At 66.1% G+C, this 17,616-nt stretch carries 13 protein-coding genes; 4 read left to right on the top strand and 9 right to left on the bottom strand.

Going from position 1 to position 17,616, the window contains the following annotated elements:
- Positions 1–3: 3 nt before the first annotated feature.
- On the bottom strand, positions 4–1,209 hold the full coding sequence (locus F466_RS0101705; protein ID WP_038082525.1) for a pyridoxal-dependent decarboxylase, exosortase A system-associated: 1,206 nt from the start codon (positions 1,207–1,209) through the stop codon (positions 4–6).
- Between the two features lie 41 nt (positions 1,210–1,250).
- On the bottom strand, positions 1,251–2,849 hold the full coding sequence (locus F466_RS0101710; RefSeq protein ID WP_018994403.1) for an acyl-CoA ligase (AMP-forming), exosortase A system-associated: 1,599 nt from the start codon (positions 2,847–2,849) through the stop codon (positions 1,251–1,253).
- 181 nt (positions 2,850–3,030) lie between these two features.
- Here F466_RS0101710 and F466_RS0101715 point away from each other — a divergent pair, with 181 nt between their 5' ends.
- On the top strand, positions 3,031–4,422 hold the full coding sequence (locus F466_RS0101715) for a putative O-glycosylation ligase, exosortase A system-associated (RefSeq protein WP_018993313.1): 1,392 nt from the start codon (positions 3,031–3,033) through the stop codon (positions 4,420–4,422).
- Between the two features lie 30 nt (positions 4,423–4,452).
- Complete coding sequence (locus tag F466_RS0101720; RefSeq protein ID WP_018993314.1) at positions 4,453–6,294, top strand: hypothetical protein; 1,842 nt, start codon at positions 4,453–4,455, stop codon at positions 6,292–6,294.
- 49 nt (positions 6,295–6,343) lie between these two features.
- On the opposite strand, the gene F466_RS0101725 is transcribed toward F466_RS0101720, so the two are convergent.
- The 3 genes from F466_RS0101725 to F466_RS0101735 form a co-directional block, all read right to left on the bottom strand.
- Positions 6,344–8,566 (bottom strand): hypothetical protein, encoded by a 2,223-nt coding sequence (locus F466_RS0101725; protein ID WP_018993315.1) that lies wholly within the window; start codon positions 8,564–8,566, stop codon positions 6,344–6,346.
- Positions 8,566–10,032: an asparagine synthase-related protein gene (locus F466_RS0101730; RefSeq protein ID WP_018175025.1), complete on the bottom strand. Its 1,467-nt coding sequence runs from the start codon at positions 10,030–10,032 to the stop codon at positions 8,566–8,568. The genes F466_RS0101725 and F466_RS0101730 overlap by 1 nt, the downstream gene beginning before the upstream one ends.
- A gap of 82 nt (positions 10,033–10,114) precedes the next feature.
- Positions 10,115–11,230, bottom strand: coding sequence for a sugar-transfer associated ATP-grasp domain-containing protein (locus F466_RS0101735; protein ID WP_026296393.1), 1,116 nt, complete (start codon positions 11,228–11,230; stop codon positions 10,115–10,117).
- Between the two features lie 447 nt (positions 11,231–11,677).
- On the opposite strand from F466_RS0101735, the gene F466_RS0101740 reads away from it, so the two are divergent.
- Both F466_RS0101740 and F466_RS0101745 read left to right on the top strand, forming a co-directional pair.
- Positions 11,678–12,253: a GNAT family N-acetyltransferase gene (locus tag F466_RS0101740; RefSeq protein WP_018175027.1), complete on the top strand. Its 576-nt coding sequence runs from the start codon at positions 11,678–11,680 to the stop codon at positions 12,251–12,253.
- A gap of 11 nt (positions 12,254–12,264) precedes the next feature.
- Positions 12,265–13,329, top strand: a complete 1,065-nt coding sequence (locus tag F466_RS0101745) for an ATP-grasp domain-containing protein (protein WP_018993317.1) — start codon at positions 12,265–12,267, stop codon at positions 13,327–13,329.
- Between the two features lie 18 nt (positions 13,330–13,347).
- Here F466_RS0101745 and F466_RS0101750 read toward each other — a convergent pair whose 3' ends face one another.
- Genes F466_RS0101750 through F466_RS0101765 form a run of 4 tightly spaced genes read right to left on the bottom strand, consistent with a single transcriptional unit; the run spans position 13,348 to position 17,614 of the window.
- Positions 13,348–14,469: a sugar-transfer associated ATP-grasp domain-containing protein gene (locus F466_RS0101750; protein WP_018993318.1), complete on the bottom strand. Its 1,122-nt coding sequence runs from the start codon at positions 14,467–14,469 to the stop codon at positions 13,348–13,350.
- Positions 14,470–14,508: 39 nt separating this feature from the next.
- Positions 14,509–15,627 (bottom strand): sugar-transfer associated ATP-grasp domain-containing protein, encoded by a 1,119-nt coding sequence (locus F466_RS0101755; RefSeq protein WP_018175030.1) that lies wholly within the window; start codon positions 15,625–15,627, stop codon positions 14,509–14,511.
- A complete protein-coding gene (locus F466_RS0101760; protein WP_018993319.1) occupies positions 15,624–16,622 on the bottom strand; it encodes a GNAT family N-acetyltransferase in 999 nt (332 codons plus the stop codon). The genes F466_RS0101755 and F466_RS0101760 overlap by 4 nt, the downstream gene beginning before the upstream one ends.
- Positions 16,619–17,614, bottom strand: coding sequence for a polysaccharide deacetylase family protein (locus F466_RS0101765; RefSeq protein WP_018993320.1), 996 nt, complete (start codon positions 17,612–17,614; stop codon positions 16,619–16,621). The genes F466_RS0101760 and F466_RS0101765 overlap by 4 nt, the downstream gene beginning before the upstream one ends.
- Positions 17,615–17,616 lie beyond the last annotated feature (2 nt).

Here is a 17,616-nt window from a genome sequence, read left to right on the forward strand (position 1 = left end):
GCGTCAGACGAGGATCTCCGCCGGCTCCGGGTGGCTGAGGAAACCCCTGGGGCTGGCCGTGTAGCCATAGGCCCCGGACTGGAAGACCACCACCAGATCGCCAATCTCCGCGCGGGGCAGTTCCATCTGCTGACCCAGGACGTCCAGCGGGGTGCACAGCGGCCCGACGACGTCCACGACTTCGGTGTCGGCCTCTCCCATGCGGTTGCCGATGGCGACCGGGTAGTTCTTGCGGATCACCTGACCAAAGTTGCCCGAGGCCGCCAGGTGATGATGAAGCCCTCCATTGGTGACGAGGAATACCCGGCCGCGCGAGACCTTGCGGTCCAGTATCTCGGCGACGTAAACGCCCGCTTCCCCCACCAGATAGCGGCCCAGCTCGAGGATGATCTCGGCCTGCGGCATCCGCGCGCGAACCTCCGGCAGGCGTTTCTCGAGCTGCTCGGCGATGGGGCCCAGGGTCAGCGGTTGATCGCCCGGGAAATAGGGGATCCCGAAACCGCCCCCGATGTTCAGCGTCTCCACCGGCCCCGGGGCATGGTCGGCCAGGCGCAATGCCAGGTCGAGGGTCAGGCCCTGGGCCTCCACCAGCGACTCGGCGCGCAGATTCTGCGAGCCGGCAAAGATGTGAAACCCGCGAAAGTGCAGCCCCAGCTCGCCAATGCGCCCCAGCATCTCGGGCACGCACTCGGCATCCACGCCGAATACCTTGGGGCCGCCACTCATCTTCATGCCCGAGGTCTTCAGCTCGAAGTCGGGGTTCACGCGCACCGCGACGCAGGGCGTCCTGCCGGTACGTTCGGCGATCGCCGCGACCCGCGTCAGTTCGGTATCGGACTCGAGGTGGATGGTGATCCCCGCGGCTACCGCCATCTCCAGCTCGGCCGGGGACTTGCCCGGCCCGGCGAAGCTGATATCGGCCGCGGACACCCCGGCGTCCAGGGCAATCTGCAGTTCGCGCCCGGAAGCGACATCCAGGCCATCGACCAGCGAGGCCATATGCCCCACGACCGCCGGCATCGGGTTCGCCTTGATCGCGTAGTGGATCGACAGGTCCCGGGGCAGGGCCTGGCGCAGGGCCTGGACGCGGCGCGTCATGACCTGTCGGTCATAGACATAGAACGGGGTCCGGCCCGCGCGGCGGGCGATCTCGGTCAGGGGGATCCCGCCGATCAGCAGCGAGTGGTCGCGCACCTCGAAGGCCGCCATCGCCGCATGACGGGGGGCGGACGTCATGGATACCTCCCGGTTCATGACAGGGCGACCGCCTGGAACAGGCCCTCGAACTCGGCCGCCAGCGCCTTGCGGTCAATCTTGCCATTGCCATTGCGGGGCAGGGACTGCGACCGCAGCTCCAGGTGGCTGGGTACCATGAAGGCCGGCAAGCGCTCGCGCAGCAGCGCCATCAGCTGGTCATGGGTCACCGAGGGTTCGGCGGGCAGCGCGACCAGGACGACCGCCTGGCCCAGCTGCGGATGCGCGATACCCAGCGCCGCCCCCTCGGTCACCAGCCCCGTGGCATAGGCGACCTCCTCGATCTCCACCGGGCTCACCCGGTACCCCGAGGTCTTGATCATCTCGTCGCGCCGGCCGACGAAGTACAGATATCCGTCCTCGTCCATCCGCACCGTGTCCCCGGACCACACGGCCATCTCCTGGCCCGGCAGGCCTTCGGGTTGTCCCGGCGCGAGACGGAAGCGCTGGGCCGTGCGCGCGGCATCGTTCCAGTAGCCCATCGCGACCAGGGCCCCGCGATGGACCAGTTCCCCGGGCTCTCCGGGGGCGCAGCGGCTGCCGTCCTCGCGCACGACCATGACCTCGGCATTGGGTATGGCCCGCCCCATGGAGTCGGGGCGACGATCGACCTCCTCGGGCGGCAGATAGGTCGAACGGAAGGCCTCCGTGAGGCCGTACATCAGATAGACCTGGGTGCGCGGCAGGTGCGCCCGCAGGCGCTTCAGGGTCTTCAGGGGCATCGCGCCGCCCGAGTTCGTGATGTAGCGCAGGGATCGCCGCGCGGCCTCCGGCCACTCCATCTCGGCCAGCTGGATCCACAGCGGTGGCACCGCCGCCAGCCCGGTGATCCCGCCCTGGCTCACCGCCTTCAGAACGTCGCGGGGCAGGAGGTAATTGAGCAGGGTGGCATGGGCCCCGGTCAGGAACGCGGTGGTCAACTGACTGAAGCCGTAATCGAAGCTGAACGGCAGCACGCAGAGGATGCGGTCCTCCGCACGATTGTGCAGATAGTGCGCGACGCTTTGCGCTCCGGCCACCAGGTTGCGGTGCGACAGCACCACGCCCTTGGGTCGCCCGGTGCTGCCGGAGGTGTAGAGGATCGCCGCCATGTCCGTGTCGATGACCCGATGGGCCGGCCTGCCCAGCCCGAAATCCGCCGCCGACTGCCAGGCCTCGAGCCGCGGCCCGCCCGATGTTTCGGCGTCAGGCGGTGTGTCCACGAACAGGATGGTGTCCAGTTCCGGGCATTGCGCCAGGGCATCGCGCAGCGCGGCATAGCGCACTGCGGACGTGACCAGGATTCGCACCCGGCAGTCCTGAAGGATGTGCGCGACCTGCGAGGCCTTCAGCAGCGGGTTGACGGGGACCATCACCCCTCCCGCCCGCGAGGCCCCGAACATCGCATGGACCGCCTCCGGACATTTGTCCAGATACACCGCAACCCGGTCCTGTCGCTGAAGCCCGGTGGCGAGCAGCCGTCGGGCTGCGTTCTCGATGTCGCTGGCGGCCGCCTCGTATGACTGCGTGACCCCCCGATGGGTGATGGCCGAGGCCATTGGGTTTCGCTCGGCGCTGTGCAAAACGCCTTCGTGCAGCAGGGTGGTGTGACGCATGATCAGAACGGACTCCGTCAAGGTGGATTCGGCACGCAGCCGAGTACGAATCTTTTACAACCCCATACCCACTCGTTCGGTAAATAGGCTACTCTTCGAGTGGGCCGAACACTATCGCCGTTTTCATGTGTCGAAACTCGAATCGACACGCACGTACTGCTGTATAGCGGAATTCTCTGCGATGCGCGACTACCTGCTGTTTTTTATAATAATGGTGTTGATCCCGGTGATCCTGGCAAGGCCCTGGGTCGGCATCCCCGCCTGGTTCTGGGTCGGCCTGATGGCCCCGCATGGCCTCACCTGGTCGTTCATGCGCAGCTTCCCCGTAGCCGCCGTCATTGGCATGACAACGCTGGCCGCGCTGTTTCTGGCCAAGGATCGACGGCCGATGCCGATGACGCGCGAGATGGTGATGTTATGGGTGTTTCTCGGCTACATCACCATGACTTCGTATTTTGCGGTAAATTCCAGCGGTGCATGGGACTTCTGGCAGCACGTTTTTAAGATCCTCTTGATTACATTTATCACACCCATGCTGATATTCGGTCAGCTTCGCATCGTCTGGCTGTTATTAGTTATTACATTCTCCATCGCATTTTTCGGGTTCAAGGGCGGCCTGTTCACGCTGTCCACGGGCGGGCAGTACATGGTGCTGGGCCCTCCGGGCTCCTATCTGTCCGGGAACACGTACATCGGACTGGCAATGGTGATGGTGCTGCCGCTGATCCTGATCAGCGCGCGGCTGTTCCGCGAGCGCTGGGTGGATCTCGAGATCCCGGGCCTGGAGCGCTTCTACCGGCCGATCAGCTGGGGCGTATACGGCGTGTTCTGGCTGACTGCCATCGCGATCCTCGCGACCTATTCCCGCGGGGCCCTGCTGGGGATCCTGGTGGTCGCGCCGTTCCTGTTCTGGCACATGCGCCACAAGCTGGCGATGGTGATGGCCGGCGTGCTGGTCTTCGGGGTGATTGGAGTGACCGCGCCGGATCGTCTTCTGGATCGCTGGGGCACGATCGAGACCTACGAGGAAGACCGTTCCGCCATGCAGCGCATCCAGGCGTGGGGCGTGAACTGGAACATGGCCACCGAGCGACCGCTTACCGGGATGGGCTTTCGCAACCACCACCTCGGCTATGACTGGTGGGTCGGCTACGCGAATTTCGAGGGGGACTGGCGCCACGTACTGTCGCCGCACAGCATCTATTTCGGCCTGATGGGCGAACATGGCTTTGGTGGACTCGCCACCTTCCTGCTGCTGGTCGGGTTCACGTTCTTTTCGCTGAACCGGATCCGCAAGCGAGCCCGACTCGAGACGGGGCAGATCTGGCTGGCGGAATACGCCTGGGCCATCCAGGTGGGGTTGCTCGGCTACCTGGCTGCCGGGGCCTTCCTCGACGTGATCTACTTCAACCTGCTGTTCGCGTTCATCGCCCTGGCTGTCATCATGCGCCGCGAACTGGAAGAAGCACCCCGCGTGGCCGAGGCGCCCGTGTCCGCACCAGTCCAGGCGAATGCGTTTTCGACGCGCGCCGAGCCCGACAGCGCCGCCGGGGCGCCCGGCATCTCGCGCTAGGGAAACACGGATTCATGTACACGCACGCTCATGGGTAAGGTCGTCACCTTGGGCGCCTCCACGCTCCAGCCGTGGGCCGAGCGCCTTGCCCAGGCGGTCGCAGCCCATGTGCGACCGGACACCGGGCTCTGGGACCCCATCGAGCAGGCGCCGAGCCCCGCGGACCATTACGGCCAGACCAGTGCGACCCTGGCGCTGTACCTGCAGGGTGGCCCCGAGATGGAACAGTGGGGCTGGCCATTGCGGGCCTGGCTCACGCGCTGTGGCCGCCACGCCGGGCACGCACCGTTCAACCGCCTGTTGCTGCTGTTGTTGCGGGAACGGGTCATCGCGGGGGTACAACCTGTCACGCCCGCACTGGAAACGATGCTCGACGAGGCGCTGCAACGGTGCCATCCGAGTCGACACTATCCGTCGAATAACTGGACCCTGCTGGCCCAGCTTTGCCGTCTGGTTGAGGCCCGGCCCGGCCGCCCACGCGACCATGCGGCGGCTCGGCTGGCCGCATTGCTGGAACGCTGGACGACCGCCAGCGGCGGTTTTATCGACTATCCGGCCCGCCCGGGGCCACGGGGCGTGGCCACCCCGATGGCGTACCACCACAAGGCTTTGCTGATCGCCTCGATTGCGCTGTGTTACGCACCCACGCCCGCGCTGGCAACGCTCACCCAGCGCCTATATGGCTGGGTCGCGCTGACCTGGGACGGCGGAGAGTACGCGGGAGGTCTTGGCCGCAGCACCCACTCCCTGTTCGGCGACGCCTGCCTGGTGGGCAGCCTGGATCTGCTCGGGCTGGCCGGGGCACAGCAGACGGACGCCCCGGCCGGGCAGATGCTGCGTGGCGTGCTGGCGCGATGGGAGCGGCAACGCAGAGGCGACGGTCTGCTGGGTCTGACGCCCGCGGATCGTGCCTCCACACCCGGGAACCGTCCCGCGGGATGGGACAACTACATGCACCTGTCGGTCTACAACGCCTGGGCCGCTGCGGTCCTGGCATGGGCCGGCGACCGGCGGCGCCGCGAGGGGACGCCGGAGATCGTCGAGGATCTTCAATGGGCAGGAGGGCGGACCGGCGCCTGCCAGCAGGATCTGCAGGCGGGCGTACTGTGCGCCCGGGCCGGGCCGGACCTGTGTGCCCTGATCAGCACCCGCGGGCAAGCGCAACAGGCGTTCAGCCGCGACGTGGCCGAGCTGCGCTATGCCGGTGGTCAGCCCTTTCACATTCGCCACCGCGACCGGATCCTGTGCCCGCCGGCGGTACGGGTCGAGGCCGAAGCGCTGCTGCGCAACCCCGCCCTGGCCGGCTGGGTACCTTTGTTTCGGATCGGCGACCAACTCTGGGCGCTGGCCGATTTTCGCTCGGTGACGGTGGATACGCCGGGGGCCACCGTACGGGTACGGCTGGAAGATGGCCACGCGGTCCCCGTACTTCGGGCAGCGGCCCGCACCCTCTGGAGGCGCGGCCTGGCCGCGCTGGACTGGCGCTGGTTCGGCGGGGCCGTCGGACGCGGGGAGGCCCTGCGGCGCCCGCGCTCGTCCGTCCTGTTCGGCCGCATCACGTTCTGGCTGGACCCCGCCGGGCCCACACTGCGCCAGGAGGTCGCGCTGGAATGCCGAGGCGAGGTCCCGGTCCACTACCTGAACCCGGGCGGCCATGCGCTGGTGGTCGACAACGGCCCGAGTGTGCGGCGCTTTCAGCAGCAGGATCCGGTGACCGGTCAGTGGACCGAAGTGCTCTTTCCCGCATCCGGACGCTCGATCGTCCAGATCCCCCTGCCCTCGACCATCCCCGGCCTGGGCTGCGCACTACCGCCGAAACCGCTGCCCCCGGGCCCCTATGCCCACCGACTGACGCTTGGCTGGAGCGACTGAATACCCGCCCCCGGAACGTGAGGGAGACGCGGGATTCAATCCGCGTCTCCTAGTCGCCTTCGGGCAAGCGCTGCAGGATGATCCCGCGGCGCAGGTCGGACCAGATCAGCACATCCGTCCCGGGCAGTGGGGTGACGCGATGCCAGTTCTCGTAGCGGTCAAACGGGCGATCGGCAAAATCCACCTGCTGCCAGTTGTGCATAAGCCGCCAGGGCTTCCCGCGCGGCGGGTCGCCGATGTACATCTGCCGCGCATTGTTCTGCAGCAGGATGTAGTCCCCGGTTTTCGGGTGATAGGTCAGCCGGCTGCCGCCGGCAACATAGGCCTGTCCGGAGGCCCCGTGCCGCTGGAACCGGCCCTCGCGATCGATGGTGGCCGTGGCCTCGGCGCCGCGGCGGTGGTTGCCGCCGTACTGGGTCATGCCCCCGTAGATCAGCACCTCGCGGTGGACCGGGTTGTAGAGCGTGGTCCCGCCATACCCGGAGGACTGGGTACGGCCCTCGGGGCCCCGGTAATCCGGGTGATTCCGGGGATAGGTCCACGCCCGATCGCCATGCCCCCAGACACGGACCTGCCCCATCGTGTGGGCCTCGATGCCGTCACCCGGTATAAGGTCGTAGCTGGCGGAGCCCAGCGTATAGAGGACGAATTTCTCGATATCGGGATGCCACACGGTCGAGTGATCGCCGACTGCATGCGCATTGCCCTGGCCGGCACCCAGGCCGACCTCCTCCCAGGCCGTCGGGTCGGTATACGGGGCGCGCACCAGGCGGCCGATATCGGAACGCCGCGGCTCGCTCGGCGAGAAGTACAGGTAGCCATCACCGCCATCCATCAGGCGGTTGTACGGGCGCCGCTCGCCCCCGTCATAATCGAGCCCCGGCGGGGCCACGACGCCGGCCCAGGTCAGATCCGGCTCCAGCCAGGTCACCGAGCGGACGGAATTGTCGCGCATCAGGATATTGAACAACCGCCCGGTCTCCGGATCGAAGATGTGGCGGTCGGTCCACCCCACCCCGAAGGTGCCGCGCTTGTCCGGGTCATGCCACTGGGTGTTGTTCATGCGCGCCATGTCCGGGACTCCGTCCGGCAGCTGGGTCTCCACGCGGCGGAACTCGCCCGGTTCCAGGGTCTCGGCGATGTCGTACAGCTTTGAACGTCGCTCCGGCGCGGGCTGCGATGCCGAAACCTGCAGGAACGCCGCGTGTGATTCGGCCCGTGGTGGCGGGACGGCGGCCGCCCGCTCCTGACCGAACGCCGATTGATGCCGGTGCAGCAGCGGGCCGGCCTGGTTGAGCCAGAGGATCACCCCGAAGTCGTCGATCGGCACCGGCACGATCCCGCCATAGCGATCAAACGGCCAGCGCTGGCCGCTCCAGTCGGCCGCCTTGCGCCATTCGTCCTTGTCCGGGTCGAGCTCCCACAACTCGCGCACCCGCCCGGCCCGCAGCACCAGATAGTTCCCCGTTTGCGGATCGTAGGTCAGGCTCTCGTTCATGATCCCGAACACGAACGGGGCGTCGCCGAGGTCGCGCACGTGGCCGTTGCCATCGAGCAGGGAGACCTTGTTGCGGGACTTGTTGCCACCGATGAACAGCATCTCGTCGCGCACGCGGTTGTACTGGGCGGAGGAGTGATAGCCGTCCACCGCGACCTTGCCGTGTTCGACCCAGCGGCCATCGCGGAGGCCATAGACCTGACCCTCACGGAGGTAGATCAGCTGGTCCAGGGCGTCATGCCACTCGATTGGGTCGGTATGCTCCCAGCCGCCACCGGGACCGGGGAAACTGCGAGTCGCGAGTTCCCAGCGATCCTCCGCAATGGAATAGCGATGCAGGGTGCGCTGCGAGCGGCCGGCGCTGATCTTGTAGTAATGCCCCCGCTCGGGATCGAGTGCCACCCCGCCATAGACATGCGCGAAGGGGGGTGGGCCCTCGGCGGACAGGTGCTGCCACTCATGGCCGTCTTCGCGGTAGGCAATGAATACCGGCCGCGATCCACGGTCGCCATACATGAAGAGCTGGCGCCGCTCGGCATCCCAGTGGGCGCTATCGTTCCAGGTATCCGGATCGATCGAGTAGGCACGCAGAAAGTCGTGATAGCGCTGGAACCCCTCGGGCAAACCGGCATCGAGGGGGGCCAGTTCCCCCGGCTGCAGGCTCGCCGCCATCCGCCCCAACGCGCTGTCACTGGCCGCTGCCTGGCTGGTCGCAAGCGCCAGCGCGAGGATGGCCGGCAACCAGACGGTGCTTCGACGCGCGAGCCGGCGCATCAGGCAGCCTTTCCGGTTGGGTGGGCAGCCGCCTGGTGGCGGTGAGGGTCGACCCCCAGCTCCTGAACCGCCTGGAGTAGCGGCATCACCTTGACGAAGGTCGGCGAGAGCGGACGGGTACGCCCTGTGCGCAGGGCCTCGAGGGTGTAGCCGACCACACGCTCGGGACGAGTGAACACATTGAACAATGGCCGCGCCAGGTGGGCCGCACTGCGGCTGATACGCGTCCACTCCGCGCGTGGGCGCGGCTCCGTGGGCTTCTGGCTGTACGGGATGTGCGCGGCGTGGGGATAGTGACTCTTGATCACCTCGTCATGGAACGCGCGCATCGCAAACGACTGCCACGGCAGGCTCAGCAGAAACGCCAGCACGTCGGGATCCTGATAGGGCAGGCATACCGCGTGCTGCTGGCCGGCCATGGCGATCGGCAGCAGGGCGATCTCGCGGCGGATCCGGCTCCAGAACAGGAACGACTTGACCGGGTCGGGCGCACCGGCGTGCGCGGACAGCTCGCGGTTGATCGCCTCACGGGCGATCTGTATGCCCCAGCGCTCCTGAAACGGGCGCTTCAGGAACGCGGTATAGCTGCCCCCCGCCAGCAAGCGATTGGTCGCGCCTGCGAGGTCGCCGGCATCCAGACACTCGGCCATGCGCGCGTCGAAATAGTTGCCATTGCTCAGGATATCGCCGGCCAGGCCATCGAAGACCGGGCCGTCCAGATAGGGCAGCAGCTCGAGATACCAGCTGTTTTCATCCGTGGAGTAGTGGTTCAGGCGATTCTTTTGCCATTCTGCGGCGACGCGATCCTGGGACATCTCGATCACCTGACACTCGATGTCCAGGTGCCGGGACACCGCCTGCGCCGCACCAGTCTCGTCCCCACTCTTCGCCTGCAGGACGAGCGTTCGGGGCGGGGGGGTGCCCTGGCGTGCCAGTTCCAGGCAGATATGGCGCGAGTCGCGGCCGCCGGACAAAGGCAGGCGCCCCACGCCTCCAGCGGCGCGTCGTTCGATGGCCCGCGCAAAGAGTTCCGCGAACCGTGTCCGCGCCTCGTGCGGATCTCCGGGAAAAGCGGCCATCAGGGGGATGGCGGAACGCTCGCCGGAGAGCACACCCTCGCGCCACAGCAGGGTCTCTCCCGGCATCAGGACTTTCACGCCCGCCAGCGGAGTCTGATCACCCACCAGATAGCCCAGGGCCATGAAGACCGCGATGGCTTCGTCGTCAAAAGTGGGCGCCGACAAGCGCGCCGCGACCTCCTGCAGGGAATCGGCCACAATCAGGCGACGGCCCTCGCGGGCATAGAACAGCGGGATGAACCCGAGCCGATCCGCCGAAACGGAGAGACTCGCCCCGTCGAATGACCAGCCCGCGACGAGTGTCGGGCCTCCGGCGACCCAGTCGAACTCCAGATGATGGGAAGCCTGCCCCAGGCACTGGCGACCGATAACCTCTACGAACGCCATCGTATGCTCCCCAAGGGATCCCGGTGGACCTGGAGGCCTTTTCGCCGATCCGCGCAATGAGCTGACAGCGAGGGCATGGCGGCTAATGCAGCTGCGAAGACGAAGGAGGGCACGAGAGGCCGCCGGTTTCCAGATAGCGTTTGTCCGCCAGCAGGGCCTGCCGGATACGCTGAATGCCATCGCCAAACCCGACGTGCTGAAAACGCTCGTTCACCTCGATCAGGACTGGGCCGTTCGGGGTCAGGGCCACGTCCCAGCCGGCGGTCCGGATCGGCAGGAGGTCCCTTGCCGCGGCCTTGACCAGCTGCAGGGCCTCCACCCAGAACGGGACCTCGAATCCTTCGATCAAGGCACCCGTGGTCGGATGGTGGGTGACCCAGTCATAGCCCAGACCATTGGCGTTGAACGCCCAGGCCGTGCCCAGCCGCCCATCTTCGAGCTGTGGCAGGGCCACCACGTTGGCCGTAAAACGTCCGGTGCACGGGTCACTGATGTTATCGGTGACCGAATCGCCGACAATCAGGCGGAAGTGACAGTCCAGCACCTCCGGCTCCCCTTCCGGGCTGACCCGGGTGAACAGCCTCAATGCCGATATGGACCGGGTTCCGGTTAGTTCAGCGACACGATCATGGCTGCGCAGGCGCTGCTCGAGGATGCGATCCTCGCCATCATCGGCCAGACCGGCGACCTCCTTCGCGAACTCGGGCAGTCCGGCCTCCTCCCGTGAATCCAGCCGCAGCGCGACGATCCCGTGTCCCTGGCGCCCGTGTCTGGGCTTGGCCAGAAATGCTGCGGGTAGCCGCCGCACAAAGGCCTCCCATTGCGCGGGCGTTGAGAGCGGCTCTCCGTCGGCGTCACGCGAACCATGACGCGAAACGACCCCGAGCAGGTCGGCCACAGGGAGGTCATGGCTGCGACAGAAGTCGTGGAACATGAGCTTGTCGCGACACATCGCCGCATGCGGCGAGTTCACCGCATGCTGGAGCCCGTGCAGGCGCTCCTCACTGACGTGGGCCAGGTGCTCGTTCATCGGAAGCCGCGGGTCCAGCAGACCCCGGCACAACGACTCACCCGGCAGAAATCGACCGGCGCCGTACAGCCGAAGCGCCTTCCAGGCGATGGCCGGTGTCGAGGAACCGTAGTGGTTGGCGGCCGCCTGAAACTGGCCCCACACATCTGAGCGGCAGAAGTGCCGCACGATGTGATTAGAGCGATAAAGCGCGGATGCCAATAACCCCGAGACTTTACCCACGATGGACTCCACGACTAAAAGTAAACGCCTGAACGCACTTGCTCCCGCTGGCGCAAGAGAATCCCGTTTTCCAGGTCTGAACGAGCAACCACGCCATTCCTGCAAAAGGCCGAATCCGGACGTTTCAGATTAGCAGTTCAAAACGGCGCGAAAAGGCCTGTCGCGTACCAAAAAAACCGTACCGACAGTTGCAACAACGCGATATATGCTAGGGATACGATGATTCAGGATCGCTTTCTGGCGACACATGGGCACGTAGCCGACACCGCCTTTATAGGCAGTTGATTTGAAATCAATCTGCCAACCACGCTTGCGACACTACGTGCGCCGGAACTCAGGAAGGTCTTGCTCGGCAGTCGCTGTCGTCAGCGAAGTCTGCAATGGGGGAAGCGTGTGGCCACCGTCAATGTTTATAGTCCGCGCAGCCTTTTAAAGGAGGCCCTGCACCTGGGGCTGGGCGATTACCAGTACTGGAAGGTCTTTTATATCGACCTCCCGCAACCCGCGGCCGAACTGCCCGAAGGTATCCGGGTCGAGCCGATCACCCCCGAGGACCTGGACGGCGTGGTGGATGAAGGGCTGCTCCAGCGTCGGGAGTTCGGAGGCGAAGGGGCCCAGGGGTTCGGCCTTTTTCGCGACGGTGAACTCGTGGCAGTGCAATGGTACTGGTGGGGCGCGCGTTACGAGGCCGAGCGCCAGGGGCGCAGCTGGAGACTTCCCGAGGGGGCGGCGAAATCGACCGGGCTGTACACCCTGCCCCAGCATCGCGGGCAGGGGTATGCGGCCCTGCTGAAAAGGCAGACGGCCTACCTGATGTCGCAGCGGGGCTTCACCCGCCTGTACAGCCGCATCTGGCACAGCCACAAGAGTTCGATCCGGGTGAGCGAAAAAACCGGCTGGCGGGTCGCCGGCTCCTATATCGAGATCTGCCCGTTCTCCCGGCGCATTCAACTTCGCCTGCCGGTATGACCGAGACGCCCATGCCGCAGCGCGTCGCGGTGTTCTCGGACGGGTCGCCGCTTGCCCTGAAGGTGCTGTACTGCCTGCAGCACCTCGGCGCCGAGATCCACCTGCTGGAGCTCAAGTCCCCGGGGGCCGCCCGTCACTCCCGGTACCGCGATCGCTACCAGCGCATGCCCCTGCCGGACACCCAGCCGGAAACCCTGGAAGCCTTTGGCGACCACCTGCGCGACTACTGCACACGACACCGTATCGACGGGATTATCGGGGCCGACATCCTGGGGGCCGGCGTAGTCCACGCGCTTGCACCGCGCCTGCCGGGCGTGACGGCCTTTCCCTCCAGCAGCCTGGAGGTGCTGGGCATGCTGGACGACAAATGGACCTTTCAACGTTTCATGGAGACCCATGGAATCCCGTGTCCAAGGGCCCTGCACCTCGAAAGCCCCGCAGACCTGGAGCATCTGCAGGATGCCGGAATGGCGTTCCCAGTCGTGGTCAAACCGCTGTACGGCGAATCCAGCCATGGAATCCTTCAGGCGAAGCGGCTCGAGGACATCGAGGCCCACCTGGAGAGCGGTGGCCGCCATGCCCAATTCCCGCTGGTGGTGCAGGAATATGTGCCCGGATTCGACGCGGACCTGAGCCTGCTGGCCCGGGATGGGGAAGTGGTCTGCCATCTCCTGCAATCGCGCCGGAATCCCTGTTCGCTGGAATTCTTCACCGACGAGCGGCTGCTGGAGATCGGTCGCCGGATCGTCCGGGCGGCGAACTATACCGGCGTGGCGAATATCGACCTGCGCGTGGACGAATCGACCGGGGACGTGCGCGTACTCGAGTGCAATCCGCGCTTTTGGTACACCCTGCAGGCCTCGCTGTGGGCCGGGATCAATTTCGTCGAGGCGGGTTTTGCGCTGGCCGCGGGGAGCCCGGCTGTACGCGCCTCCCCCGCGGCCGGTGCCTACCACCTGCACAGCCACCTGCTGAAACACCTGCTCTGGCAGCCCCGCCAGTGGCGCGGGATCGCCCCGTACAACCTGCGCGGCCTGTGGCAGGCAATGCGCGATCCGCTGCCGTTCCTGCTCTAGCGAAACAAGAGCGAGAAACTACCCGCGAAAGATCTGCTCCATCTCCCGCCTGAACCCGCGCTGATGCGCGATCTGGAGGCTGGCCAGCCCATAGGTCGTGTTGCCCTCGAGGATTAGCGGGCCCTCGGGCGTAATCGCGATGTCCCAGCCGATCGTCTTGACCTCGGGCAGGCTACGCTGGGCTTGCAGCGCGAGAGCCTTGACCTCCTCCCACAGCGGCAGCGGAGTGCCCTCGATAGGCTCGCCGGTATCCGGGTGCTCGGTCACCGGCTGGATGACCGGCCACGCTGGACTGCGCGAGGTATATCCAAGAGACAACCGACCGCTGTCCATATCCACGGCAGCAACCATGTTTCCGTTGGCCGCCAGCCCGAAATTGTCGGTGTCTCCCTCACCCGCGGTCAGCTTGATCTCGGCACAGAACAGGCGGGCCTTACCGTCACGCATGTAGGTCACGATCCGCACACAGCCCACGGCCGTGGGGGACATCAAGCCGCTGAGTTTGTCATGGGGCTGGATGCGCGACTGGGCGATGAAACAGGTCTGGCTCTGGCTGGCACGCGCCCGTACGAAATAGAACAGGTCGCTCAGAGCCGTGACCCGACCGCAGTAATGCCAACGATCATTCCGTCGAGTGGCAGAAAATGCCCCGTCGCCATACGCGCCGTCATCGGGCTTGATGAACAGGTCCTCCTCACCGGCCTGCAACACTTCCAGCCAGCGGCGGGCGCTTGTGACAACCGTCCCCGCCCCCTCGGGACTGCCCTCCACGGGAGGGGTTTCATGGCCAGGGGGGATGATCGCCTGCACCGGCGGGGTTGGCAGCCCATGGCGCACGCAGTGAGCAAAGAACAAGCTCTTTCGACTCACGGTGCTTCGATGACGCTCCGCACTGATTGCACGGAAGTGATCGCCGTACGCCTTGTTGTCGATCACATAGTCCTGCCAGTGCGAAGGGTCCACCGTGGCCAGGCGGAAGAGCGAGTAATGACGCGGTCCGATGCGATGCCGGAATCGGGCTTTGAGGACGCCGTGCATTCGGGTCGTGACGCGCGGGGCATCGGGGGTCGGCTGCGATACCGCCAGGTAGTAGCCCCTGGCACAGGTGTAGGCCTTGCGTAGGTGGCGTTTCAGGATCATTTCTTGATCACCTCCCGATCTTGATCGAGCGGGCGGATGTCACCCACGAAAGATCTGCTCCATCTCCCGCTTGAACCCGCGCTGGTGCGCGATCTGCAGGATATCCAGCCCGTAGGTCGAGTTGCCTTCCAGGATCACGGGCCCGTCCGGGGTAATCGCGATGTCCCAGCCAACCGTCCTGACCTCGGGCAGGCTGCGCTGGGCCTGGAGCGCGAGCGCCTTGACCTCGTCCCACAGCGGCACCGGAGTGCCCTCGATAGGCTCGCCGGTATCCGGATGCTCAGTCACCGGCTGGATGACCGGCCAGGCGGGACTGCGCGAGGCATAGCCAACCGACATCCGACCACTGTCGATATCCACCGCCGCAACCACATTGCCAGTGGTTCCCAGCACGAAGTTGTCGATATCCCCCTCCCCCGCGGTCAGCTTGATCTCGGCGCGAAAGAAATGGACCTCGCCATCCTTCATGTAGGTCACGATCCGCACACAGCCCACGGCCGTGGGCGACATCAGGTGCCGGAGCCCGTGATGGACATGGATGCGCGACTGGGCGATGTAGGGCCTGCGGCTCTGGTCGGCTCGCTCACGGACGAAATGGAACAGGTCGCTGAGGGTCGTGGTCCTGCCGCAGTATTCCCAGCGATCACCCCGCCGAGTGGCAGAAAATGCCCCGTCGCCATACGACCCGTCATCGGTCTTGATGAACAAGTCATCGGTGCCATCGCCAAGGCGCTCCAGCCACCGCTGGACGTTTGGGGTGACCGGCCCGGCAATATCGAGACCATCTCCAGCCGGCTTGGCGGCGCTCGTCGGGATAATGGCCCGCAACGTAGGGGTGGGCAGACCATGGCGCTGGCAGTGCTCAAAAAACAGGCTCTTGTGGTTGAGGATGCGTCGGTACCGCTCGGCGCTGCACGCACGGAAGTGGTCTCGGTAGGCTTCGTTGTCGATCACGTAGTCGTCCCACCGCGCGGATTCGACCGCTGCCAGGCGGAAGAGCGAGTAATAGCGCGGCCCGATGCGATGCTGAAACCGAGCCTTGAGTACGCCGCGCAGCCGGGTGGTGACGCGCGGGGCGTCCGGGGTCGGCTGCGATACCGCCAGGTAGTAGCCCCTGGCGCAGGTGTAGGCCTTGCGGAAATGGCGTTTCAGGATCATTTCTTGATCACCTCCCGATCATGGCCGACGGGGCTGCTGGCCCCGCCGCGGCGCAGGAAACGCTTCAGCGATTGCTTGAGGCCGAGCCGGGACAGAGCCGCGGAGACGACGTCCGAAGCCAGCGTGGTGGCGGCATGGGCAAGACCCAGGGCGAGCGGGCGCGGGCGACGCCGCAGGTAATAGACATCCGCACACAGCTGGTGGGCGGAGCCGAACAGGGCCTTGTGCGGGCTGTCGCCCGGGGCGAAATCGAAATAGCGAAACCGGCCCTCCTGGAACAGGGAGTCCAGCACCAGCCATTGCAGTACCGTGCCAGGCGACAGGGCGGCCACCTTCGGGTGGTAGCCCAGGTAGGCGTAGAGCAGGGCCGAGTCGCGGGCCGGGCAATAAAGATAGGCCACCGGCTCGCCGTCCAGGAACAGGAGATAGGCCCGCACCTGGTCGGCGGCGGCCAGCCGCGCGCTGCGCTCGGCGAACGCGTCATCGTCCGGGAGGCCGGCGTTCAGCAGGCGCTCCTGGTAGGTCAGCCGCGAGACCTCGCGCGCCAGGCTGCGAAAGGTCTCGATCTCCTCCGGCGTGCGATAGGTGCGCCAGTCGATCGTGCCCCCGGAGGCATCGGCGAACTTGCGCACCTTGCGCCGCATCGTCTGGCGGGACTTGGAGGAGAACTTCGCCTGATAACCCGCCCAGCCCATGTCGAGATCGATGTAGTGGCGCATGTACTGGCTGGGGACGTAGCGCAGATAGCCCGCCACCCACGACAGCCGCGGCAACGGTCCCTCGACGGGCTGCGAGCGGGCCAGGTGGCCATCGGCGACTGCATCCCCGGCGTACGGTGCCTGGGCTGCTGGACGCTGCAGGAAATGGCGGCTGTCGACCGACATTCGCAGCGAGACATCGCCCAGCGTGATCTCGCCGATGCGCAGGGCGAGACGGACCCGCTCGACCGGATAGCGGGCCACCGAATGTCCGGCCATTGGATGGTCGGCTTTCATCCCCAGAACACCCGCTGACTGGTCCAGTTCTCCAGGGCGCGCAGTGCCGCCTGGGCTGCGGGGACGGTGAGCATGGGCGTCGCCTCCCGAGGCGTGGGCGTGGCCAGCACGTCAGCCATGCAGGCCGGGGTGAATCCTGGTTCCGACCGCAGGAATCGGCACAGTCGCCCCAGGCGGCGGCGGGTCAGCGGATTGATGCCGGGTGTCGGCTGATCGTCCCGATAGCGCACGAACTCGAACGGGTGGGTCAGCACGACCACGTCGCTAAGCCCCTGGCGCCGGGCCTGGAACAGCAGCCTGCGCATCTCCGGCCAGGAGGTGCCGGTAATGGTGAGCGACTTCAGATGGGTCCGCGGCCCCCACTGGAAATCGGTGTAGGTGGTCACCGGGAACTCGAGTACCCCGTCGATCACATGGCAGCCGCCCCGCAACTGCAGCTCCGGCTCGGCCGGCGGATAGATCGCGAGCCCGATATTGGAGGCCCGGGGGAGCCCGGCCTGCCGCATGGCAGCGTAGACCTTCAGGTCGACCTTGAGCCCGCCGGTACGCAGCACGCTGGGGGCATCCAGCCCCCAGCGGCGGAACGTCGCCCTTCCCTGTTCGATCAGGTCGGCCAGTTCCTCGACGCTGCGCCGGGTGACATTGTCGTTCGGCGGGTCGCTTTGCAGCCGCTGAACCCAGTCCGGGTGTCCGAAGTACGTCCAGCAGGGGTGCAGGTGGAGCTGGATATCGTGCCCGCGGCCGGCGATCTCGTGGGCGATCTCGCCCATCGGCTCGTCGCCGAAATAAATCGTGTTCAGCGTCTCGACAAAGAAGGTGGCACGAATCGCATACCGGTCGAGGGTGTCCAGCAGATAGCCAAGACCTTCGGAGCGCCCGTTGCGATGGCAGTAGACCGACGGCGGCCCGACTGGTTGGTGGGTTTGCGGCTCGCGAAAAGCCCCGGCGATGCTGAACTCGGTATCAACGGTCAAATGGACGCGGGTCGTCATCG

It is taken from the genome of Thioalkalivibrio sp. ALgr1, assembly GCF_000378285.1.
Taxonomy (GTDB): Bacteria; Pseudomonadota; Gammaproteobacteria; order Ectothiorhodospirales; family Ectothiorhodospiraceae; genus Thioalkalivibrio.